Below are 18,013 nucleotides of genomic sequence, written 5' to 3'. Positions count from 1 at the left end.
GACTCCAGCCTATTGCGGGGGCCGGAACGTGCCGAAAAGCACGATGAACTTCCGACTCACACGACCTACTCTCGGCCCGAGCAGTCCTCGTGTGAGCCGGAAGTTCATTGACGATGTGAGAGCATTCCGTCGGCCGGGGACGCGCGTCGGCACCGGCGGAGAGCCAGCGTCACCGCAAGTGGTGGTCCCGGCATCAGCCGACGACGAAGCGGCCGCGAGGCAGCGTCTCGCCGACCGCGGCGAGCGCGGCAGCGGCCTGGCGCAGCCGGTTCTCGCTCTCGCGCACGATCTCGCGCGCGACCACCGGGTGCGCGCGCACGATGTCGTCGAGCGCGGCGACCGGCACCACCACGACATCGACCTCGCTCGTCGCGAGTGCCCGCGAGATGGTCGGCGTGCGGGAGAGGGCGGTGAGGCCGACGGCGTCACCGGCAGCCAAGACTCCCACCTGCACGAATCCCTCGTCCTCGGTCGGAATGCCGAGCACGACGGATCCGGCGAGGATGAAGCGCGTCTCCAGGGGCACGATGCCGGGCCGCATCAGCGACTCACCCGCGCAGTACCGCTCGAGGCGCGCGTGGGCGGCGAGCGACTCGGCCTCACCGGGCGCGAGGCTCAGCGACGGGGCGATCTGCCGCAGCGCGTCCTGCAGGCGCGCGGGTGTGCGCCATTCGTCCGTGAGGTCGCCGTCGAGGTGCAGGTCCGCGCGGCGCGCGGCGTACCAGAGGCGCGTCGCGAACGCGTCGAGCGCGTCGGCGCGATCTCCGGGCGTGCGCAGCGGGATCGCGACCTCGTACCGCGAGCCGCCGAGCGTCGCGGCCGACGGCTCGAGGCCCGGCGACAGCAGCGGGATGTCGCGCGCCACCGCCACGAGCAGCTCCCGCACGCGGCCCGGCGGGTCATCGGTGCCGAACTCGACCTCGAGAGTCGCGGCGTACGGCTCGGGGTTGCGCGACAGGTTCACGAACGATCCGCCGGCGAGCTCGGCGGTCGGGATGATCACCGTGCCGTTGCCGGTCTCGAGGTGCACCGCGCGCCAGTTCACCTCGACGATCTGCCCGCGCGTCCCGCCGGTCTCGATCCAGTCGCCGAGCTCGAACGGTGCCTCGAACACGAGGAAGAGGCCCGACACGATCGACCCCACCGCGTTCTGCAGCGCGAGGCCGACCACGATCGAGGTGATGCCGAGCGCGGCGAACACGCCGGCGACGTCGGCATCCCACACCCACCAGAACACGGCAGCGATGCCGAGGATGATGAAGACGAACCGGATCAGGTCGCTGAAGATCGTCGGGAAGCGATCGCGCCACGACCCCTTCTCGGCGCGGTGGAACACGAGGTGGTTGACGGCGTTGATCGTCACCACGATCACGAGCAGCCCGAAGATCGTCCACACGACCTTCGGCCACGTGCCCGACCCCTCCCACGCGCCCGGCTGACTGAGCAGCACCAGGATGCCGGCGACCGGCACGAGGTAGTTGCGCACCATGAGCACGATCGGCGCCGCGCGGCTGCCGCGGCGGGCCAGCGCGTTGTGGAACTCCGTCAGCCCGATGAGCGCGAGCGGCAGTCCCACCGAGACGACGACGGCGGGCCAGAACCACGGCTGCGAGACGATGTCGGCCACGGATGCCTCACCCCTCGGCCACGACGATCGCCGGGGCCTCGACCTTCCAGACGCGCTGGCCGCCCGACTGCGTCTCGATCTCTCCGGCCGGCACCACGGTGATCGAATCCGGCAGGCGCTCCGCGACGCGCTGCGTGATGTAGATGCCGGGCTCGTCGGAGTCGCCCTGCACGCGGAACGCCAGGTTCACGGCATCCCCCCACATGTCGTAGACGACCCGCGCGCGACCGATGAGCCCGCTCGTCACCTTGCCGGAGTCGAGGCCCGCCCGCAGCGTCAGCGAGACGCCCTGCTGCGTCGAGTACCGATCGAGGATCGTGTCGAGCTCGAGCGCGAACTCGACGGCCCGGCGCGCGTTGTCGACGCGCGGCGTCGCGAGCCCGCAGCTGGCGAGGTAGCTCTGCCGCGTGGTGCGCACGCGCTCGACCCCGTGACGCTCGGCGGCCTCGTCGAACGCCCGGATGAGGTCGTTGAGGCGCGCGACCGCCTCGTCGGACGACATCGACAGTGCGAGCGCCTCGAAGCCCACGATGTCGGCGAACACCACGGTGACGTCGTCGCTGTCCTGCGTGATCGCGTCGTCGCCGAGCTTGTAGCGGCTCGCCATGCCCTCGGGCATGAACGACAGGATGAGGTCCTCGTTGGCCTTCTCCTGCTGGGCGATGAGGTGCGACTTCACCTGCAGGCTGCGGCTCATGTCGTTGAACGCGTTCGCGACGTCGGCGAGCTCGTCGCTCGAGCCCGCGTCGACCTGCACGCCCTCGTCTCCCGCCGCGATGCGCTGGGCGGCGGTCTTGAGACGCCGCAGCGGCCGCACGAACACCTGCGCGAGCACGAGCGACAGCACGCAGACGAAGATGATCATGGCGGCCGTCGACAGGATGAGGTTGCGCGTGAAGTCCTCGACGGGGACCATCGCCTCCTGCTCGGTCTCCTGCGCGACGATCACCCAGTCCAGGCCGTCCACCTCGAGCGGCGCGTACGCGGTCAGGCTCGGGCGCCCGAGGTAATCGCTCTCGAGCAGCGTGCCCGAGTCGCCGGCCAGCGCGCGGGTCACGGCGGTGCCCGCGATCGCCTGGCTGAGGAGGGTGTTCCCGTTGTTCACGGCGAGCGCGGCCGCCGCCGGCGCGAGACCTGCGGCCACAGCATCCGTCTCGTATGTCTCGGCGTCGTCGAGCAGCGCCCGCGAGACCGACCGCATTGTGCCGTCGGCGCCCACGAGGTAGGTCTCGCCCGTCGCACCGAGGCCGTTGAGCTCCCACTCGCCCGCGACGGTCATGACGTCGTCGATGCGCTCGATGGGCAGCTCGATCGCGAGCGCCCCGAGCACCTCGCCGTCGTCGGCGATCGGCACGACGGCCCAGCCGGCCGGTGCGCCGAGGCTCGGCCCGTACGACGCGAAGTCGGCGAGCACGACGTCGCCGACGATGTTGCGGTCCATCGCCTCGCGGTACGCGACGGCGAGGTTCGACAGCCGGTACGGCCCCTCGAAGAGGTTCGTGCCGAGATCGACGCCCTTGTACGCGGTGTAGACGACGTTGCCCTCGGTGTCGAGCATGAGCACGTCCTCGTACTCCTGCAGCTCGGTCATCGTGCGGTAGTAGTCGTGGTACTTCGCGTGCGCCGCCGACCACGCGCTCCCGTCGCCCGCGTCGTCGGTGACGATCGCGTCCTCCCACGTGTCGTACGGGATCACGTAGTGGTTCTGCAGATACGTCTCGGCCGCCCCGCGCGGGGCGAACGCCGAGCCGTCGACGTCTTCGCCGGTCGCCTCCTCGAGATCGGCGGCGAACGAATCGCGATAGTAGGTGTTCACGGCGGCGGATGCTGCGGCATCCGTCTCCTGCGCGTTCAGGTCGGCGAAGCCCTCGGTGAAGGCGCGCACCGCGGCCTTGCTCGTGTCGTTCAGGGCCGACAACCGCACCGAGTTCTCGATGGAGCGGAACAGCTGCGACACCTCGCGTGCGCGGTTCTCGCGGATCTCGACGAGCTTCTCGTATGCGATCGCGCGCAGCGCCTCGGTGCCGTTGACGTACCCGATGATGCCGACGACGATGCTCGAGAGCACGCTCACCGACAGCAGCATGATGAGCAGGATCGAGTAGATCGACAGGCCCGCACGCGTGCGGGCACGTGGCGTGCCCACCCAATGCGCGGGTGTCGCCACGGGCGTCTCCGATCCGGACACGCTCTCTCCCCTCGTACGCCGCCGTTCGAACACGTGCAGCGGCGCTGGAAGCTTGCCCCAACCCTCGGCCCGCCGAGGTTGGGGCAAGAGTAGCGCTCGGCCTGCCTCTGGCATAGAGCCGCCACCGCGCGCCGTGATACGCCCAGTCGAGCCACGTACAATTGCCGTTTCCCCACCTTCGTTCGCGAGAACCCATGACGTCGACTGCGCCCGCCACCGCCCCGCCCGCCCGCTTCGCCGGGCTGGACGGCATGCGCGCGATCGCGGTGCTGCTCGTGGTCGTCTACCACCTGTTCCCGCCGGCGGTGCTGCCGGGCGGCTTCGTGGGGGTCGACGTCTTCTTCGTGATCAGCGGATTCCTCATCACGAGCCTGCTGCTGCGGGAGCAGGTCTCGACCGGACGCGTCGCCCTCGGCCGCTTCTGGCAGCGCCGTGCGCGGCGACTCCTGCCCGCCCTCGCGGTGGTCGTCGTGGTGTGCTCGGCGCTGGCCTGGCTCGTCGGCGGCGATGTGCTCGTCGACCTCGACGCGCAGGTGCTGGGAGCGGCGACCTTCAGCTACAACTGGGTCTCGGTCGCGGGCGGCGGCGGGTACTTCGCCGCGGCGACGCCCGAGCTGTTCCGCAACTTCTGGTCGCTCGCGGTCGAGGAGCAGTTCTACGTGCTCTGGCCGCTGATCTTCCCGCTGTTCCTGCTGCTGCCGCGCGCGTGGGCGCGCACGACGGCGGCGTTCGCAATGGCGGCCGCGTCGGCCGCGTGGATGGGCGTCACCGTCGCGGGCGGCGGCGACGTCACGCGCGCCTACTTCGGCACCGACACGCACGCGTTCGGGCTGCTGCTCGGCGTCGGGCTGGCGTTCCTGCTGACGCCGCTGTTGCGCGCCGGGGGCCTGCATTGGACGGAGTCGCGGGCGGCGCGGAACATCACCGGGGCGGCCGGCGTGCTGGCGCTCGCCGGGCTGGTCGCGCTCGCCATGGTGCCGCAGACCACCTCGACCGCGACGTTCCCCGGCGTCCTCCTCGCCGCGAGCCTGCTCAGCGCCGTCGCCATCGTCGCCGGCGTGTGGCCGGGCTCCTGGTTCGGGCCGGCGATCGACACGCGGCAGCTGCGCTGGATCGGCGACCGCTCCTACGGCATCTACCTGTGGCACTGGCCGCTGCTCGTGCTCGCGGTCGCGGCGTTCGCGCCGGGCGCGACCGTCGCCTCGGCGCCGATCTGGATCGGCCTCGTGGTGCTCGCGGCGACGGCCGCAGCATCCGCTCTCTCGTTCCGCTACGTCGAGACCCCGGTGCGCCGGCACGGCTTCCGCGCCTCCGCGCGCATGCTCGCGGTGCGTCTGCGGGGCGGACCCCGCGCGCGGCTCCGCGCCGTCGGCGTGGCGCTCAGCGGAGCGCTCGTGCTCGCCGGCGCGGGCGCCGCGATCGCGGTCTCGCCCGACGAGACCAGCGCCGAGGCCGCCGTCGAGGCGGGGCGTCGGGCGCTCGACAAGGCCCTGCGCGAGGCTCCCGCGCCGATCGCCCCCACTCCTTCGGCGACGGATGCTGCGTCCCCCGCCCCCACCGACATCACCGGCGACCAGATCAGCGCCGTGGGCGACTCCGTCATGCTCGCGTCGGCCGGCGGGCTCGTGGAGCGCCTGCCGGGCATCGAGGTCGACGCCGAGGTCTCGCGCTCGATGTGGGCCGGGCCCGAGATCGTCGACGAACTGGACGCCACCGGCCGCCTGCGGCCGTACGTCGTGGTCGCGCTCGGCACGAACGGCGAGGTCGACCCCTCGACACTCGAGCACCTCGCCGACACCGTCGGCCCGAAGCGGGGCCTCGTGCTGGTGAACGCCTACGCGCCGCGCGACTGGATCCCCGGCGTCAACGCCGAGCTCGCCGCGTTCGCCGACGACCACCGCAACGTCATCGTCGCCGACTGGTCGGGCGCCATCGCGTCCCACGAGGACCTGCTCGCCGGCGACAAGATCCATCCCGGCGCCGCCGGCGGGCGCATCTTCGCCGACACGGTCGCCGCCGCGGTCGACCAACTCGCCGACGAGCGCCGCGAGTACGCCGCCGACCGCGCCGAACGCCTCGCCGAGATCCTCAGCGCCGACCTCACGCCCTGAGCGTCCGGTCGGCGCCCGGCCGCAGCATCCGTCCCCCGGACGCAGCGAGACCCGCCACCCAGACGGGTGACGGGTCTCGCGGTGCAAGGGGTGCCGGGCTGCTGCGCCCGGCGGGATCCGCGTTACGCGGACTTCTCCTCGGCGGGCGCCTCGACGGCGTCCTCGGCAGCAGCCTCGGCGGCGGCGCCCTCCTCCTGCGACTCGGCGCCGGCGTCGGCGGCCTCGTCGGTGGCGGGGGTCTCCTCGGCGGGCGCCTCCTCGGCGGGAGCCTCCTCGGCCGGAGCAGCCTGCGCGGCGGCAGCCTTCTTGGCCGACGGCTTCTTCGTCACGGGCTCGAGGACGAGCTCGATGACGGCCATGGGCGCGTTGTCACCCTTGCGGTTGCCGACCTTGGTGATGCGGGTGTAGCCGCCGTCACGGTCCGCGACCAGCGGAGCGATCTCGGTGAACAGGACGTGCACGACTTCCTTGTCACCGATGACCGACAGCACACGACGACGCGCGTGCAGGTCGCCGCGCTTCGCGAACGTGATGAGACGCTCGGCGAGGGGACGCAGGCGCTTGGCCTTGGTCTCGGTCGTCTTGATCGACTTGTGCGTGAACAGCGCGGCGGCCAGGTTCGCAAGCAGCAGGCGCTCGTGGGCGGGGCCGCCTCCGAGGCGGGGACCCTTGGTGGGCTTGGGCATTCTCAGTTACTCCAGTGTGAAAAGTCGGTCGGGGGGACGGATGCCGCGAGCCGCAGCATCCGGAACCAATCGGCTCAGACGGTCTCGTCGTCGTAGCCGCCGTAGAAGTGCGCACCGTCGAACCCGGGGACCGAGTCCTTCAGCGACAGGCCGAGCGAGACGAGCTTGTCGCGCACCTCGTCGACCGACTTCTGACCGAAGTTGCGGATGTTCATGAGCTGCGTCTCCGAGAGGGCGACGAGCTCCGACACGGTGTTGATGCCCTCACGCTTGAGGCAGTTGTACGAACGCACCGACAGGTCGAGGTCCTCGATGGGCATCGACAGCTCGTTCGACAGGACGGTCTCGACCGGCGCCGGGCCGATCTCGATGCCCTCGGCCTCGACGTTGAGCTCGCGGGCCAGGCCGAAGAGCTCCGTCAGGGTGCGACCGGCCGAAGCGACGGCGTCGCGCGGGGCGATCGAGGACTTGGTCTCGACGTCCAGCACGAGCTTGTCGAAGTCGGTGCGCTCGCCGGCACGCGTCGCGTCGACGCGGTACGAGACCTTGAGGACCGGTGAGTAGATCGAGTCGACCGGGATCTGGCCGGCCTCGGCGTACTCGTTGCGGTTCTGCGTCGCCGAGACGTAGCCGCGGCCGCGCTCGATGGTGAGCTCGAGCTCGAACTTGGCGGTGTCGTTGAGCGTCGCGATGACGAGCTCGGGGTTGTGCACCTCGACACCGGCCGGGGCCGAGATGTCGGCGGCGGTGACCTCACCGGCGCCGGTCTTGCGCAGGTACGCGGTGATGGGCTCGTCGCGCTCGCTGGAGACGACCAGCTGCTTGATGTTGAGGATGATCTCGGTGACATCCTCCTTGACACCGGGAATGGTGCTGAACTCGTGGAGGACGCCGTCGATGCGGATCGACGTCACGGCTGCGCCGGGGATGGACGACAGGAGGCTGCGACGCAGCGCGTTGCCGATCGTGTAGCCGAAGCCGGGCTCCAGCGGCTCGATGACGAAACGGCTGCGGAACTCCCCGATCTTCTCCTCGGTCAGAGTGGGACGCTGTGCGATGAGCACTATGTGTTCCTTTCGATCACGTGCCCGCTATATGACACGTGCGGTGGGTGAGGTGTTGAGTTTTGCTCGGGATGCTGAGCCCACCGCTCGCGCGGGGGACGCAGCATCCGTAAGAAACGTGCCGGAGCCGGGGCACCGACGAACGGTGCCCCGGCTTACGGGATGTCAGACGCGGCGGCGCTTGGGCGGACGGCAGCCGTTGTGGGCCTGCGGCGTCACGTCCTGGATCGAGCCGACCTCGAGGCCGGCGGCCGTCAGCGAACGGATCGCGGTCTCGCGGCCCGAGCCCGGACCCTTCACGAAGACGTCGACCTTCTTGACACCGTGCTCCTGCGCCTGGCGGGCAGCGGACTCCGCGGCCATGCCGGCGGCGTACGGCGTCGACTTGCGCGAGCCCTTGAAGCCCACGCCTCCCGACGACGCCCAGCTGATGACGGCGCCCGACGGGTCGGTGATCGAGACGATCGTGTTGTTGAACGTCGACTTGATGTGGGCCTGGCCCAGCGCGATGTTCTTCTTCTCCTTGCGGCGCGGCTTGCGCGCGGCGGACTTGGCCTGTGCCATTGCTCTGCTCTCCTAAACCCTGGGGGCCGCGCCTTAGCGCGCCTTCTTCTTGCCGGCGACGGTGCGCTTCGGGCCCTTGCGGGTACGCGCGTTCGTCTTGGTGCGCTGACCGCGCACGGGGAGGCCGCGGCGGTGGCGCAGGCCCTCGTAGGAACCGATCTCGACCTTGCGGCGGATGTCGGCGGCAACCTCACGACGGAGGTCACCCTCGACCTTGTAGTTGCCTTCGATGTAGTCGCGGAGCGCGATGAGCTGGTCGTCGCTGAGGTCCTTGACGCGGATGTTCTCGTCGATCTCCGTCGCGGCGAGGATCTCGTTCGAGCGGGTACGGCCGACGCCGTAGATGTATGTGAGGGCGATCACCACGCGCTTGTCGCGCGGGATGTCAACGCCGGCAAGACGTGCCATGCGATTCTCCTGGGAGTTGGTGGAGGTGTGGAGCAGCGTCGGTGCCCGGGCCCCCAGCCCGAGGTGTCCCCTCCGGAGAGGTTCTGACGCTGCCTGTAGTCGTATTCAGTTGTAAGCCGGCGTGCGTTCGCGGGGTTTCGACTCGCTTCGCTCGCTCAACCTTGACCCGCCACGGCTCAACGCTCCTTCGTCGCATTGAGCCGCGTCGCGTCAACCCTGGCGCTGCTTGTGACGCGGGTTCGACTTGCAGATGACCATGACGCGACCGTGGCGACGGATGACCTTGCAGTGGTCGCAGATGGGCTTGACGGAGGGGTTGACCTTCATGATTTCTTCTCTTCGCTGTCTTCACCGGGCAGGCCGGAGCCTGGGGTGTTACTTCTCGACCGGCCTAGCGGTAGCGGTAGACGATGCGCCCGCGGGTGAGGTCGTAGGGCGACAGCTCCACGACGACACGGTCCTCGGGGATGATGCGGATGTAGTTCTGCCGCATCTTGCCGGAGATCGTCGCGAGGACCTTGTGGCCGTTGCTGAGCTCAACGCGGAACATCGCGTTGGGCAGCGCCTCGGACACGACGCCCTCGATCTCGATGACACCGTCTTTCTTCGCCATACGCTCGCTAACACTTGTGCAGACCGGTCGATCTGCGGTGGATGGGATTCGGTGCGGCGACACGCCAATACAGGCGCAACGCACCAAAGATCAAGCATACGTGATAGTGGATGCCTCGGCAAATGCCCGCGGCGCGGTCACGGCTCGCGCTCAGGAACGCCCGGCCCCGGTCCGTGGCGGCGAGGTCCGGGGCGGGCCTCGGCACCGGACTCGAGTCGTGGTGTCACGTGCGAATCGCGGCGTTTCGTGCGCATGCAACGCCGCGAATCGGTCGGAATGGCTCGACTCGGCGTCGGGAACCGCTCACGGTGCCGCGATGTGGAAGCTGGCGAGCCGCTCGGCGAGCGCGGCCGCCGACGCGATGTGCGGGGTCCCCCATCGGGGGTAACGGCGGTTCGTCGTCCCGCGGATCCAGTCCTCGCGCTGCTTCTCGGCGAGGAAGGCCGCCTGAGTGTCGCTGTCGCCCAGGATCTCGGGCGAGAAGTACTTTCCGATTCCGTCGAATTCGCCCCAGGCGTCGACGTCGTCTAGACCGAAGTCCACGTAGTACCACCCGGCGTCGGGCGCGGCGATGGGAACCTGCAGCCGCGGCGTCGCGAACCCGAGCGCCAGGAGATGAAGCCTACTCACGCTCTCACCGGGGAGCTGCGCTCGGCCGTCGGCGATCGAGATGATCCGCCGGCCTCGTCGGATGCCGCGACCGCTGCCCGCCGCGTCGAGCCGCTCACCGACCGCCGCGACGAAGGCGCCGGCTGCATCGACGTCGTAGCTGTGCCCGCCGTCATCCCAGGCGAGTCGGCGAAGTGCGGCATCGGCGACCGAGATCCCGGCCGTTTCGGGTGCGGCTCGGATGAAGTCGGCGACCGTCCTCGCGAGATTGGTGCAACGGATGCCGTCGACGACGTCTTGGTCTTCTTCAGGCACCGCAATGCGATGGCGTGCCACGTTGCGGTCTCCGGTGCGCACGTGCCCGTCGGCGCGGGAGCCGAACAGGTGCACAAGCCGCGGCTCGAGCCGATACAGCGGAAGCCCGTGCAGCACGACGGCCGAGGTCAGCGCGGGCACGACATCCGCTCCCCTGCTGCGATCGTGCACGGCGACCACCCGCAGCAGGTGGCGGTCCTCGGCGTAGAGCCCACGCCACACCTCGCCGTCGACGTAGACGCCGCGGTGGATGTGCCGAAGGCGCCCCTCCGCGACCTCGGCCGCAATGCGGCGACTGGAGAGCCCGGTGGCTTCGAGCCGGCCGCGTGGCTGCAGGAGGGCTCGAGCGGCAGCGATGTCCATCCCCTCAGCGTGGCGGGCCCGCCGTGCGGACCCGCCCCCGCTCCCCCGTTCTGGGGAGTCCCTCTCCCGACGCTGCGCTGTGGAGGAGCGTGCGTTCCGCGCGCGACTCGACACGATCCGACCCACTCGACACATCTCGAGCGCACGAATCACCGCAACTCGGTCGGAACACCACGACTCGGCGCCGCGACACCTTAAGGGGACGGATGCCGCGAGCCGCAGCATCCGTCATCACAACAGTCCGGCCGCCCTCGACTCGACACGATCCGACCCACTCGACACGGGCCGGGCGCACGAATCACCACGACTCGGTCGAGACACGACGACTCGGCGGCGCGACCTATTGAGGGAGCGGATGCCGCGGGGCGCGGCATCCGCTCCCAGAAGGCTTACTCGAAGAGCGTTGCGAGGGAGCCGGCGGGCGGCAGCTGCGAGTTCGCGATGACCTGGCCGTTGACCGCGATGGTCGGGGTGCCGATGCCCGAGGATCCGGGCTGGATCGGGGTCTCTTCCGTCATCGACGTGACGAAGCCGGCGTACGTGCCGTCGTTGACGCACGAGTCGATGCCCGTGACACCCACGCCGGACGCGATGGCGAGGATCTCGCTGTTCGTCAGGCCGCTCGAACCCTCGGCGGGCTGGTTCTCGAACATCGCCTGCAGGAAGGGCAGGGAGGCGTCGGGGTCCGCCGCCGCGACGCAGTAGGCGGCGTTCGCGGAGCGCGTCGAGTACTGGGTGCCGTTGGACTGACTGTCGAGGATCGAGATCGGGTGGATGCCGAGCGTGATGCTGCCGTCGTTCACCATGCCCTCGATCTCGGCGCCGTACAGCTGCTCGAACTGGTTGCACACCGGGCACATGAAATCGATATAGGTGTCGAGGCGGTCGGGGCCGTCTCCGACGAGGATGGCGCCGGTCTCCGCGTCGATCCCCGCCGACGTCGGCGTGTTCACCTCGGTCGGCAGCGGCTTGGGCGTCGCCGCGTTGTTCAGGGTAATGACGAGCACCGTGACGAGCACGAGCGCCACCACGACGCCCAGGGTCACCCAGATCGCGAACCAGTTGGTCTTGCGTGCCGTCTGTGCCATGTCGCGCCTCCTAGGCGATCTCGCGCGGGGTCACGCCGAAGGGCGCAAGGCCCGCGGCGCCACCGTCAGGTGCCGTGAGCACCCAGATTCCGTCTTCGTGGACGGCGACGCTGTGCTCCCAGTGGGAGCCGGCGGTGCCGTCGATCGTGGAGACCGTCCACCCGTCGTCCTCGACGAACGTCGCCTGGTCGCCGATCACGACCATGGGCTCGATCGCGAGCACCAATCCGGGCCGCACCTCCGGGCCCGGATCGGCGACGCGGTAGTTGAACACCGAGGGCGACTCGTGCATCTTGCGGCCGATGCCATGGCCGACGTACTCGCGCAGGATGCCGTAGGTTCCGGACTCCGGCGAGTTCGCCTCGATGTGCGCCTGGATCGCCGTGCCGACCTCGCCGATGTGCTTCGCGGTCGCGAGCGCGGCGATGCCGGCCCACAGCGACCCCTCGGTCACGTCCGACAGGTGCTGGCGCGCGGCGACGACGTCGGGGCGGCTGTCGTCGGGGAGGACGAACGTGAACGCGGAGTCCCCGTTCCAGCCCTTGTACTCGGCGCCGGCGTCGACAGAGAGGATGTCACCGGGCGCGAGCACCCGGTCGCCGGGGATGCCGTGCACGACCTCTTCGTTGACCGAGGCGCAGATGGTGTGGCGGTACCCGCGCACCATCTGGAAGTTCGACTTCGCACCTCGGCCCGTGATGAGAGCGGATGCTGCGGCATCCAGTTCCGCCGTCGTCACGCCCGGAGCGATCATCTGGCGGGCCGCGTCGAGCGCCGCAGCCGTGATGAGCCCGGGTTCCACCATCGCCCGCAGCTGGGCGGGTGACTTGTAGATCGAGCGGCGGAGCGACACGGGATCAGGCGACGGGGACGCGGACGAGCCCGCGTGCCTCGAGGGCGGAGACGATCCGCTCGGTGATCTCGTCGAGCGTGCCCACACCGTCGACCGGCACGACGAGGTCGCGCGCCTCGTACACGCCGAGGATGGGCGCCGTCTCGCGCTCGTAGATCGCCAGACGGTTGGCGATGACCTCTTCGGTGTCGTCGCTGCGTCCCTGCTCCGCGGCACGTCCCGCGATGCGGGAGATGCTCTCCTCACGCGGCACGTCCAGGAGGATCACGGCGTCGAGCTCTTCGTCGCGGCCCTCGAGGAACTCGTCCAGGTGCATCACCTGGGCGACGTTGCGGGGGTAGCCGTCGAGCAGGAAACCACCCTCGGCGTCCTCCTGCGAGAGGCGCTCGCGCACGACGGCGCTGGTCAGCTCGTCGGGGACGAGGTCGCCCGCCTCGATGATGGCCTTGACCTGGCTGCCGAGCTCCGACCCGTCCGCGACGGCGGCGCGGAACACGTCGCCCGTCGAGATGGCCGGGACGCCGAAGGCTTCGGCGATACGGATGCCCTGCGTGCCTTTGCCGGAACCCTGGGGGCCGACGATAAGAAGTCGCGTCATCGGAGGAGCCCTTCGTAGTGGCGCTGCTGGAGCTGCGCGTCGATCTGCTTCACCGTCTCGAGACCCACGCCGACGATGATGAGGATCGAGGCGCCGCCGAACGGGAAGTTCTGGTTGGCACCGACCGTCGCGAGGGCGATGAGCGGCAGGAGCGCGATCAGACCGAGGTAGATCGAGCCCGGGAGGGTGATGCGCGTGAGCACGTAGTCCAGGTACTCCGCCGTCGGACGACCTGCACGGATGCCGGGGATGAACCCGCCGTACTTCTTCATGTTGTCGGCGACCTCGACCGGGTTGAACGTGATCGCGACGTAGAAGTACGTGAAGCCGACGATGAGGAGGAAGTACAGCGCCATGTACAGCGGGTGGTCACCGCGCACCAGGTACAGCTGGATCCACGCGACCCAGGCCGGAACCTCTTCGCCCGCCTGCGGCTGGTTGAACTGCGCGATGAGCGCCGGGATGTACAGCAGCGACGAGGCGAAGATGACGGGCACGACGCCGGCCATGTTCACCTTGATCGGGATGTAGGTGTTCGTGCCGCCGTAGGTGCGGCGACCGACCATGCGCTTGGCGTACTGCACCGGGATGCGGCGCTGCGACTGCTCGACGAACACGACGAGCGCGACGACGACGATGCCGACGGCCAGGACGAGCAGGAAGACCTCGAAGCCCTTGGACTGCCAGATCGCCCACATCGAAGCGGGGAAGGCTGCGGCGATCGAGGTGAAGATCAGCAGCGACATGCCGTTGCCGATGCCGCGCTCGGTGACGAGCTCGGCGAACCACATGATGAGGCCGGTGCCGGCGGTCATGGTGATGATCATGAGCAGCTGAGCCCACCACACGTCGTTCGTGAGGAGGTTCTCGCACTCGGGAACACCGGTGGTCCCGAAGAGCTGGCCGCTGCGCGCAACGGTGACGAGCGTCGTCGACTGCAGGAGCGCGAGTGCGATCGTGAGGTAGCGGGTGTACTGCGTGAGCTTCGCCTGGCCCGCCTGGCCCTCCTTGTAGAGGGTCTCGAAGTGCGGGATGACGACGCGGAGCAGCTGCACGATGATCGTCGCCGTGATGTACGGCATGACGCCGAGGGCGAAGATCGACAGCTGCAGGAGGGCGCCGCCGGAGAACAGATTCACCAGCGAGAGGAGGCCCTCGGTGCCCGCGGACTGCCGCAGACACGACTGCACGTTCGGGAAGTCGACGAACGGCGCAGGCACGTGCGCGCCGAAGCGGTACAGGGCGATGATCGCCAGGGTGAATGCGATCTTCCGCCGAAGGTCGGGTGTGCGGAAGATCCGCGCGATGGCGCTGAACAAGAGGATTCCTCCAGAGGGGGGCATCGGCACGCAGACGTGCCGACGTCCAGGGTAACCCAGAGGGGGCCGGAGCAAGCTCCGACCCCCACTGTGTGCGTATTACTTGACGGCGCCGCCCGCGGCGACGATCTTCTGCTCGGCGGAAGCCGAGACCTTGTCGACCGACACGTTGAGCTTCACCGAGATGTCGCCGGTGCCGAGCACCTTGACCTTCTCGTTCTTGCGCACCGCACCCTTGGCGACCAGATCGCCGATGGTGACGTCGCCACCTGCGGGGTACAGCTCCGCGAGCTTGTCCAGGTTCACGACCTGGTACTCCACGCGGAACGGGTTCTTGAATCCGCGGAGCTTCGGGGTGCGCATGTGCAGCGGCATCTGCCCACCCTCGAAGCCGACCTTGACCTGGTAGCGGGCCTTCGTACCCTTGGTACCGCGACCCGCCGTCTTGCCCTTCGAGCCCTCACCGCGACCGACACGGGTCTTCGCGGTGTTGGCGCCGGGGACCGGACGAAGGTGGTGCACCTTCAGCACACCCGGGCGCGAAGCCGGAGCGTCCTTCTTGGCAGGCGCCTTCTCAGCCTTGTCGGCCTTGGCGGCGGACGCCTTCGCGGGCGCAGCCTTCTTCTCGGCGGCAGCCTTGGGAGCAGCAGCCTTCTTCGGGGCCTTCTCGGCCTCGACGGCGTCGTTCTTCTCAGCCATCAGTCGATCTCCTCAACCTTCACGAGGTGCGCGACGGTCCGGACGTAGCCGCGCGTCTGCGCGTCGTCGGGACGGACGACCGAGTCGCCGATCCGCTTCAGACCGAGCGAACGCAGCGTGTCACGCTGGTTCTGCTTCTCGCTCACCTTGGACTTGACCTGCGTAACCTTCAGGCGCGCAGCCATCAGACACCTGCCTTCGCAGCACGAGCGGCCTCGGCCGCCTCGGCCTCGGCGCGGACGAGACGGGCGGGGGCGACCTGGTCGAAGTCGAGACCGCGACGCGCGGCGACCGCACGGGGCTCCTCGAGCTGCTTCAGGGCCTCCACCGTCGCGTGGACGATGTTGATCGTGTTCGACGAGCCGAGCGACTTCGACAGCACGTCGTGGATACCGGCGCACTCGAGGACGGCACGCACCGGGCCACCGGCGATGACACCGGTACCGGCGGCGGCGGGGCGCAGCAGCACCACACCGGCAGCGGCCTCACCCTGCACCGGGTGCGGGATGGTCGAGCCGACGCGCGGCACGCGGAAGAAGTTGCGCTTGGCCTCTTCGACACCCTTCGAGATCGCCAGGGGCACCTCGCGGGCCTTGCCGTAGCCGACGCCCACCACACCGTTGCCGTCGCCGACGACGACGAGCGCGGTGAAGCTGAAGCGACGACCACCCTTGACGACCTTCGAGACACGGTTGATGGTGACGACGCGCTCGAGGAACTGGCTCTCGTTGCGGTCGCGACCACCGCGGTCACCGCGGGTCTGGTTGCGCTCGCGACCACCGCGGCGCGGCTCGCGCTCGCGCTCGGCGGGCGCGTCAGCAGCCGGGGCCTGGGCCTCGGCAGCAGCCTGCTCGGTCACGATGTTCTCCTTGTTGTCACTCACAGGTTCAGACCTCCCTCGCGGGCGCCGTCGGCGATCGCCGCGACACGGCCGGCGTAGCGGTTGCCGCCACGGTCGAACACGACGTCCGAGACGCCGGCAGCCTTCGCGCGCTCGGCGAGAAGCTCGCCGACCTTGCGGGCCTTGGCGGTCTTGTCAGCGTCGGACGCACGCAGGTCGGTCTCGAGGGTCGAGGCAGAGGCCACGGTGTGACCCTTGCTGTCGTCGACGAGCTGCACAAACACGTGACGCGACGAACGCGTGACGACCAGGCGGGGACGCTCGGTGGTGCCGACGACCTTCTTGCGAAGGCGGGCGTGACGACGCGCGCGCGCGTCGGACTTCGACTTCACAGCCATGGTTACTTACCAGCCTTTCCGGCCTTGCGCCGAACGACCTCGCCGGCGTAGCGCACACCCTTGCCCTTGTACGGCTCGGGCTTGCGGATCTTGCGGATGTTGGCCGCGGCCTCGCCGACGGCCTGCTTGTCGATGCCCGCGACCGTGAGCTTGTTGTTGCCCTCGACGGTCAGCGTGATGCCCTCGGGCGCCTCGACGAGGACGGGGTGCGAGAAGCCGAGAGCGAACTCGACCGCCGTGCCCTTCTGCGCGACGCGGTAACCCGTGCCGACGACCTCGAGACCCTTGGTGTAGCCCTGGGTGACACCGATGATGTTGTTGTTGATGAGCGTGCGGGTCAGGCCGTGGAGCGAACGCGAAGCGCGCTCGTCGTCGGGACGGGTCACGACGACCTGGCTGTCCTCGACCTTGACTTCGATGGGACGGGCCACGGTGAGCACGAGCTCGCCCTTGGGGCCCTTGACGGCGACATCCTGGCCATCGACCGAAACGGTCACGCCGGCGGGGATGTCGATCGGAAGACGACCGATACGCGACATGTCAGATCACCACACGTAGGCGAGGACTTCCCCACCCACGCCCTTCTGCTCTGCCTGACGGTCGGTGAGAAGACCGGAGGAGGTGGACAGGATCGCGACGCCGAGGCCGCCGAGGACGCGGGGGATCTCGGTCGACTTCGCGTACACGCGGAGGCCGGGCTTGGAGACGCGCTTGATGCCGGCGATCGACCGCTCGCGGTTCGGGCCGTACTTGAGCGTCAGCGTGAGGGTCTGGCCGACGCGGGCGTCGCTGACCTCCCACGCGGAGATGTAGCCCTCCTGCTTGAGGATCTCGGCGATGTGGGTCTTGAGCTTGGAGCTCGGCAGCGACACGGAGTCGTGGTGCGCCGAGTTCGCGTTGCGCAGACGGGTCAGCATGTCTGCGACCGGGTCTGTCATTGTCATTTCTTGATTCCTTTGTTCACGAGGTATCGGCTGCCGTTACACGCCAGACGACCTTCCATGATCTGCCATATTCAGTTGTGGATCGGATGCTGCGACCGCCGCTCGCGCGCCGGTCGCAGCATCCGTTCAGGAATTACGCCTGCGCGTCGTCCGACTTGAACGGGAAGCCCAGGGCGCGCAGGAGTGCGCGGCCCTCGGCGTCGGTCTTCGCCGTCGTCACGATGGTGATGTCGAAGCCGCGGACGCGGTCGATCTTGTCCTGGTTGATCTCGTGGAACACGGACTGCTCCTGGAGACCGAAGGTGTAGTTGCCGTGACCGTCGAACTGGGCACCCGAGAGGCCGCGGAAGTCGCGGATGCGGGGCAGCGCCAGGTTGACGAGGCGGTCGATGAACTCCCACGCGCGGTCGCCACGGAGGGTGACGTGCGCGCCGATGGCCTGGCCCTCACGCAGCTTGAACTGCGCGATGGACTTGCGGGCCTTGGTCACGACCGGCTTCTGACCGGTGATCTTGGTGAGGTCGTCGACCGCGCCATCGATCACCTTGCTGTCGCGAGCTGCCTCGCCGACACCGGTGTTCACGACGACCTTGACCAGTCCGGGGATCTGCATGACGTTCTCGTAGCCGAACTCGTCCTGCAGCGCCTTCTTGATCTCGGCGTTGTACTTCTGCTTCAGGCGGGGCTGGATCTTGCCAGCCTCCACGGCAGTGGGGGTGCTCATG

The 18,013-nt window shown here is 69.1% G+C and carries 21 protein-coding genes; 1 reads left to right on the top strand and 20 read right to left on the bottom strand.

From position 1 onward, the window contains the following. Positions 1-193: 193 nt before the first annotated feature. Positions 194-1,627 (bottom strand): mechanosensitive ion channel domain-containing protein, encoded by a 1,434-nt coding sequence (locus ACEYYH_RS04160; protein WP_374977007.1) that lies wholly within the window; start codon positions 1,625-1,627, stop codon positions 194-196. Between the two features lie 7 nt (positions 1,628-1,634). Continuing rightward, positions 1,635-3,794, bottom strand: coding sequence for an adenylate/guanylate cyclase domain-containing protein (locus ACEYYH_RS04155; RefSeq protein ID WP_374977006.1), 2,160 nt, complete (start codon positions 3,792-3,794; stop codon positions 1,635-1,637). 215 nt (positions 3,795-4,009) lie between these two features. Between ACEYYH_RS04155 and ACEYYH_RS04150 the strand changes: the two genes are divergently transcribed. Continuing rightward, positions 4,010-5,926 (top strand): acyltransferase family protein, encoded by a 1,917-nt coding sequence (locus ACEYYH_RS04150; RefSeq protein ID WP_374977005.1) that lies wholly within the window; start codon positions 4,010-4,012, stop codon positions 5,924-5,926. Between the two features lie 122 nt (positions 5,927-6,048). Here the strand turns inward: ACEYYH_RS04150 and rplQ are convergent, their stop codons facing one another. From rplQ to rplE, 18 genes are all read right to left on the bottom strand, one after another. After that, the gene (rplQ, locus tag ACEYYH_RS04145) at positions 6,049-6,612 is read right to left on the bottom strand and encodes a 50S ribosomal protein L17 (RefSeq protein WP_374977004.1); all 564 of its coding nucleotides are present in this window, start codon (positions 6,610-6,612) and stop codon (positions 6,049-6,051) included. Between the two features lie 74 nt (positions 6,613-6,686). Next, positions 6,687-7,676: a DNA-directed RNA polymerase subunit alpha gene (locus ACEYYH_RS04140; RefSeq protein ID WP_116194480.1), complete on the bottom strand. Its 990-nt coding sequence runs from the start codon at positions 7,674-7,676 to the stop codon at positions 6,687-6,689. A 165-nt stretch (positions 7,677-7,841) separates the two neighbouring features. After that, the gene (gene rpsK, locus ACEYYH_RS04135) at positions 7,842-8,240 is read right to left on the bottom strand and encodes a 30S ribosomal protein S11 (protein ID WP_018171470.1); all 399 of its coding nucleotides are present in this window, start codon (positions 8,238-8,240) and stop codon (positions 7,842-7,844) included. A gap of 33 nt (positions 8,241-8,273) precedes the next feature. Next, a complete protein-coding gene (gene rpsM / locus ACEYYH_RS04130; RefSeq protein WP_045301516.1) occupies positions 8,274-8,648 on the bottom strand; it encodes a 30S ribosomal protein S13 in 375 nt (124 codons plus the stop codon). 210 nt (positions 8,649-8,858) lie between these two features. Then, the gene (rpmJ, locus tag ACEYYH_RS04125) at positions 8,859-8,975 is read right to left on the bottom strand and encodes a 50S ribosomal protein L36 (RefSeq protein WP_005050492.1); all 117 of its coding nucleotides are present in this window, start codon (positions 8,973-8,975) and stop codon (positions 8,859-8,861) included. Between the two features lie 64 nt (positions 8,976-9,039). After that, positions 9,040-9,261 (bottom strand): translation initiation factor IF-1, encoded by a 222-nt coding sequence (gene infA, locus ACEYYH_RS04120; RefSeq protein WP_018171468.1) that lies wholly within the window; start codon positions 9,259-9,261, stop codon positions 9,040-9,042. A gap of 303 nt (positions 9,262-9,564) precedes the next feature. Beyond that, on the bottom strand, positions 9,565-10,548 hold the full coding sequence (locus ACEYYH_RS04115) for a hypothetical protein (protein WP_374977003.1): 984 nt from the start codon (positions 10,546-10,548) through the stop codon (positions 9,565-9,567). Between the two features lie 389 nt (positions 10,549-10,937). Further along, positions 10,938-11,636 carry a DsbA family protein gene (locus tag ACEYYH_RS04110; protein ID WP_374977002.1) on the bottom strand — a complete coding sequence of 233 codons (699 nt, stop codon included), beginning with the start codon at positions 11,634-11,636 and terminating at the stop codon, positions 10,938-10,940. A 10-nt stretch (positions 11,637-11,646) separates the two neighbouring features. Beyond that, the gene (map, locus tag ACEYYH_RS04105; protein ID WP_374977001.1) at positions 11,647-12,489 is read right to left on the bottom strand and encodes a type I methionyl aminopeptidase; all 843 of its coding nucleotides are present in this window, start codon (positions 12,487-12,489) and stop codon (positions 11,647-11,649) included. A 4-nt stretch (positions 12,490-12,493) separates the two neighbouring features. Beyond that, positions 12,494-13,087, bottom strand: a complete 594-nt coding sequence (locus tag ACEYYH_RS04100) for an adenylate kinase (protein ID WP_116194485.1) — start codon at positions 13,085-13,087, stop codon at positions 12,494-12,496. Further along, positions 13,084-14,406, bottom strand: coding sequence for a preprotein translocase subunit SecY (gene secY, locus ACEYYH_RS04095; protein WP_045301508.1), 1,323 nt, complete (start codon positions 14,404-14,406; stop codon positions 13,084-13,086). Before secY ends, ACEYYH_RS04100 begins: the two co-directional genes overlap by 4 nt. Positions 14,407-14,505: 99 nt before the next feature. Further along, on the bottom strand, positions 14,506-15,105 hold the full coding sequence (gene rplO / locus ACEYYH_RS04090; protein WP_374977000.1) for a 50S ribosomal protein L15: 600 nt from the start codon (positions 15,103-15,105) through the stop codon (positions 14,506-14,508). After that, complete coding sequence (rpmD, locus tag ACEYYH_RS04085) at positions 15,105-15,290, bottom strand: 50S ribosomal protein L30 (protein WP_018171461.1); 186 nt, start codon at positions 15,288-15,290, stop codon at positions 15,105-15,107. The genes rplO and rpmD overlap by 1 nt, the downstream gene beginning before the upstream one ends. Further along, on the bottom strand, positions 15,290-15,964 hold the full coding sequence (rpsE, locus tag ACEYYH_RS04080) for a 30S ribosomal protein S5 (protein WP_374976999.1): 675 nt from the start codon (positions 15,962-15,964) through the stop codon (positions 15,290-15,292). The genes rpmD and rpsE overlap by 1 nt, the downstream gene beginning before the upstream one ends. A gap of 20 nt (positions 15,965-15,984) precedes the next feature. Continuing rightward, positions 15,985-16,344 (bottom strand): 50S ribosomal protein L18, encoded by a 360-nt coding sequence (gene rplR / locus ACEYYH_RS04075; RefSeq protein WP_045301506.1) that lies wholly within the window; start codon positions 16,342-16,344, stop codon positions 15,985-15,987. Positions 16,345-16,346: 2 nt separating this feature from the next. After that, positions 16,347-16,883, bottom strand: coding sequence for a 50S ribosomal protein L6 (gene rplF, locus ACEYYH_RS04070; RefSeq protein WP_116194489.1), 537 nt, complete (start codon positions 16,881-16,883; stop codon positions 16,347-16,349). Between the two features lie 6 nt (positions 16,884-16,889). After that, positions 16,890-17,288: a 30S ribosomal protein S8 gene (gene rpsH, locus ACEYYH_RS04065; RefSeq protein ID WP_116194490.1), complete on the bottom strand. Its 399-nt coding sequence runs from the start codon at positions 17,286-17,288 to the stop codon at positions 16,890-16,892. Between the two features lie 133 nt (positions 17,289-17,421). Next, positions 17,422-18,012: a 50S ribosomal protein L5 gene (rplE, locus tag ACEYYH_RS04060; protein WP_116194491.1), complete on the bottom strand. Its 591-nt coding sequence runs from the start codon at positions 18,010-18,012 to the stop codon at positions 17,422-17,424. Position 18,013 lies beyond the last annotated feature (1 nt).

The sequence above is a fragment of the Microbacterium trichothecenolyticum genome (assembly GCF_041938625.1).
In the GTDB taxonomy this organism is placed as follows: Bacteria; Actinomycetota; Actinomycetes; order Actinomycetales; family Microbacteriaceae; genus Microbacterium; species Microbacterium trichothecenolyticum_D.
The sequence above is the reverse complement of the archived record's forward strand: the minus strand, read 5'-3'. Positions and strand labels throughout refer to the sequence as shown.

What these genes read in the sequence shown, in the direction of transcription:
- ACEYYH_RS04115 (WP_374977003.1), bottom strand. Translation starts at nt 10,548, where the DNA reads ATGGACATCGCTGCCGCTCGAGCCCTCCTGCAGCCACGCGGCCGGCTC.
- rplR (WP_045301506.1), bottom strand. Translation starts at nt 16,344, where the DNA reads ATGGCTGTGAAGTCGAAGTCCGACGCGCGCGCGCGTCGTCACGCCCGC.
- rplF (WP_116194489.1), bottom strand. Translation starts at nt 16,883, where the DNA reads ATGTCGCGTATCGGTCGTCTTCCGATCGACATCCCCGCCGGCGTGACC.
- ACEYYH_RS04110 (WP_374977002.1), bottom strand. Translation starts at nt 11,636, where the DNA reads ATGGCACAGACGGCACGCAAGACCAACTGGTTCGCGATCTGGGTGACC.
- ACEYYH_RS04150 (WP_374977005.1), top strand. Translation starts at nt 4,010, where the DNA reads ATGACGTCGACTGCGCCCGCCACCGCCCCGCCCGCCCGCTTCGCCGGG.
- rplQ (WP_374977004.1), bottom strand. Translation starts at nt 6,612, where the DNA reads ATGCCCAAGCCCACCAAGGGTCCCCGCCTCGGAGGCGGCCCCGCCCAC.
- rplO (WP_374977000.1), bottom strand. Translation starts at nt 15,105, where the DNA reads ATGGCTGAGAAGAACGACGCCGTCGAGGCCGAGAAGGCCCCGAAGAAG.
- rplE (WP_116194491.1), bottom strand. Translation starts at nt 18,012, where the DNA reads ATGAGCACCCCCACTGCCGTGGAGGCTGGCAAGATCCAGCCCCGCCTG.
- rpmD (WP_018171461.1), bottom strand. Translation starts at nt 15,290, where the DNA reads ATGGCTGCGCGCCTGAAGGTTACGCAGGTCAAGTCCAAGGTGAGCGAG.
- rpsK (WP_018171470.1), bottom strand. Translation starts at nt 8,240, where the DNA reads ATGGCACAGGCCAAGTCCGCCGCGCGCAAGCCGCGCCGCAAGGAGAAG.
- ACEYYH_RS04100 (WP_116194485.1), bottom strand. Translation starts at nt 13,087, where the DNA reads ATGACGCGACTTCTTATCGTCGGCCCCCAGGGTTCCGGCAAAGGCACG.
- infA (WP_018171468.1), bottom strand. Translation starts at nt 9,261, where the DNA reads ATGGCGAAGAAAGACGGTGTCATCGAGATCGAGGGCGTCGTGTCCGAG.
- rpsH (WP_116194490.1), bottom strand. Translation starts at nt 17,288, where the DNA reads ATGACAATGACAGACCCGGTCGCAGACATGCTGACCCGTCTGCGCAAC.
- rpsM (WP_045301516.1), bottom strand. Translation starts at nt 8,648, where the DNA reads ATGGCACGTCTTGCCGGCGTTGACATCCCGCGCGACAAGCGCGTGGTG.
- rpmJ (WP_005050492.1), bottom strand. Translation starts at nt 8,975, where the DNA reads ATGAAGGTCAACCCCTCCGTCAAGCCCATCTGCGACCACTGCAAGGTC.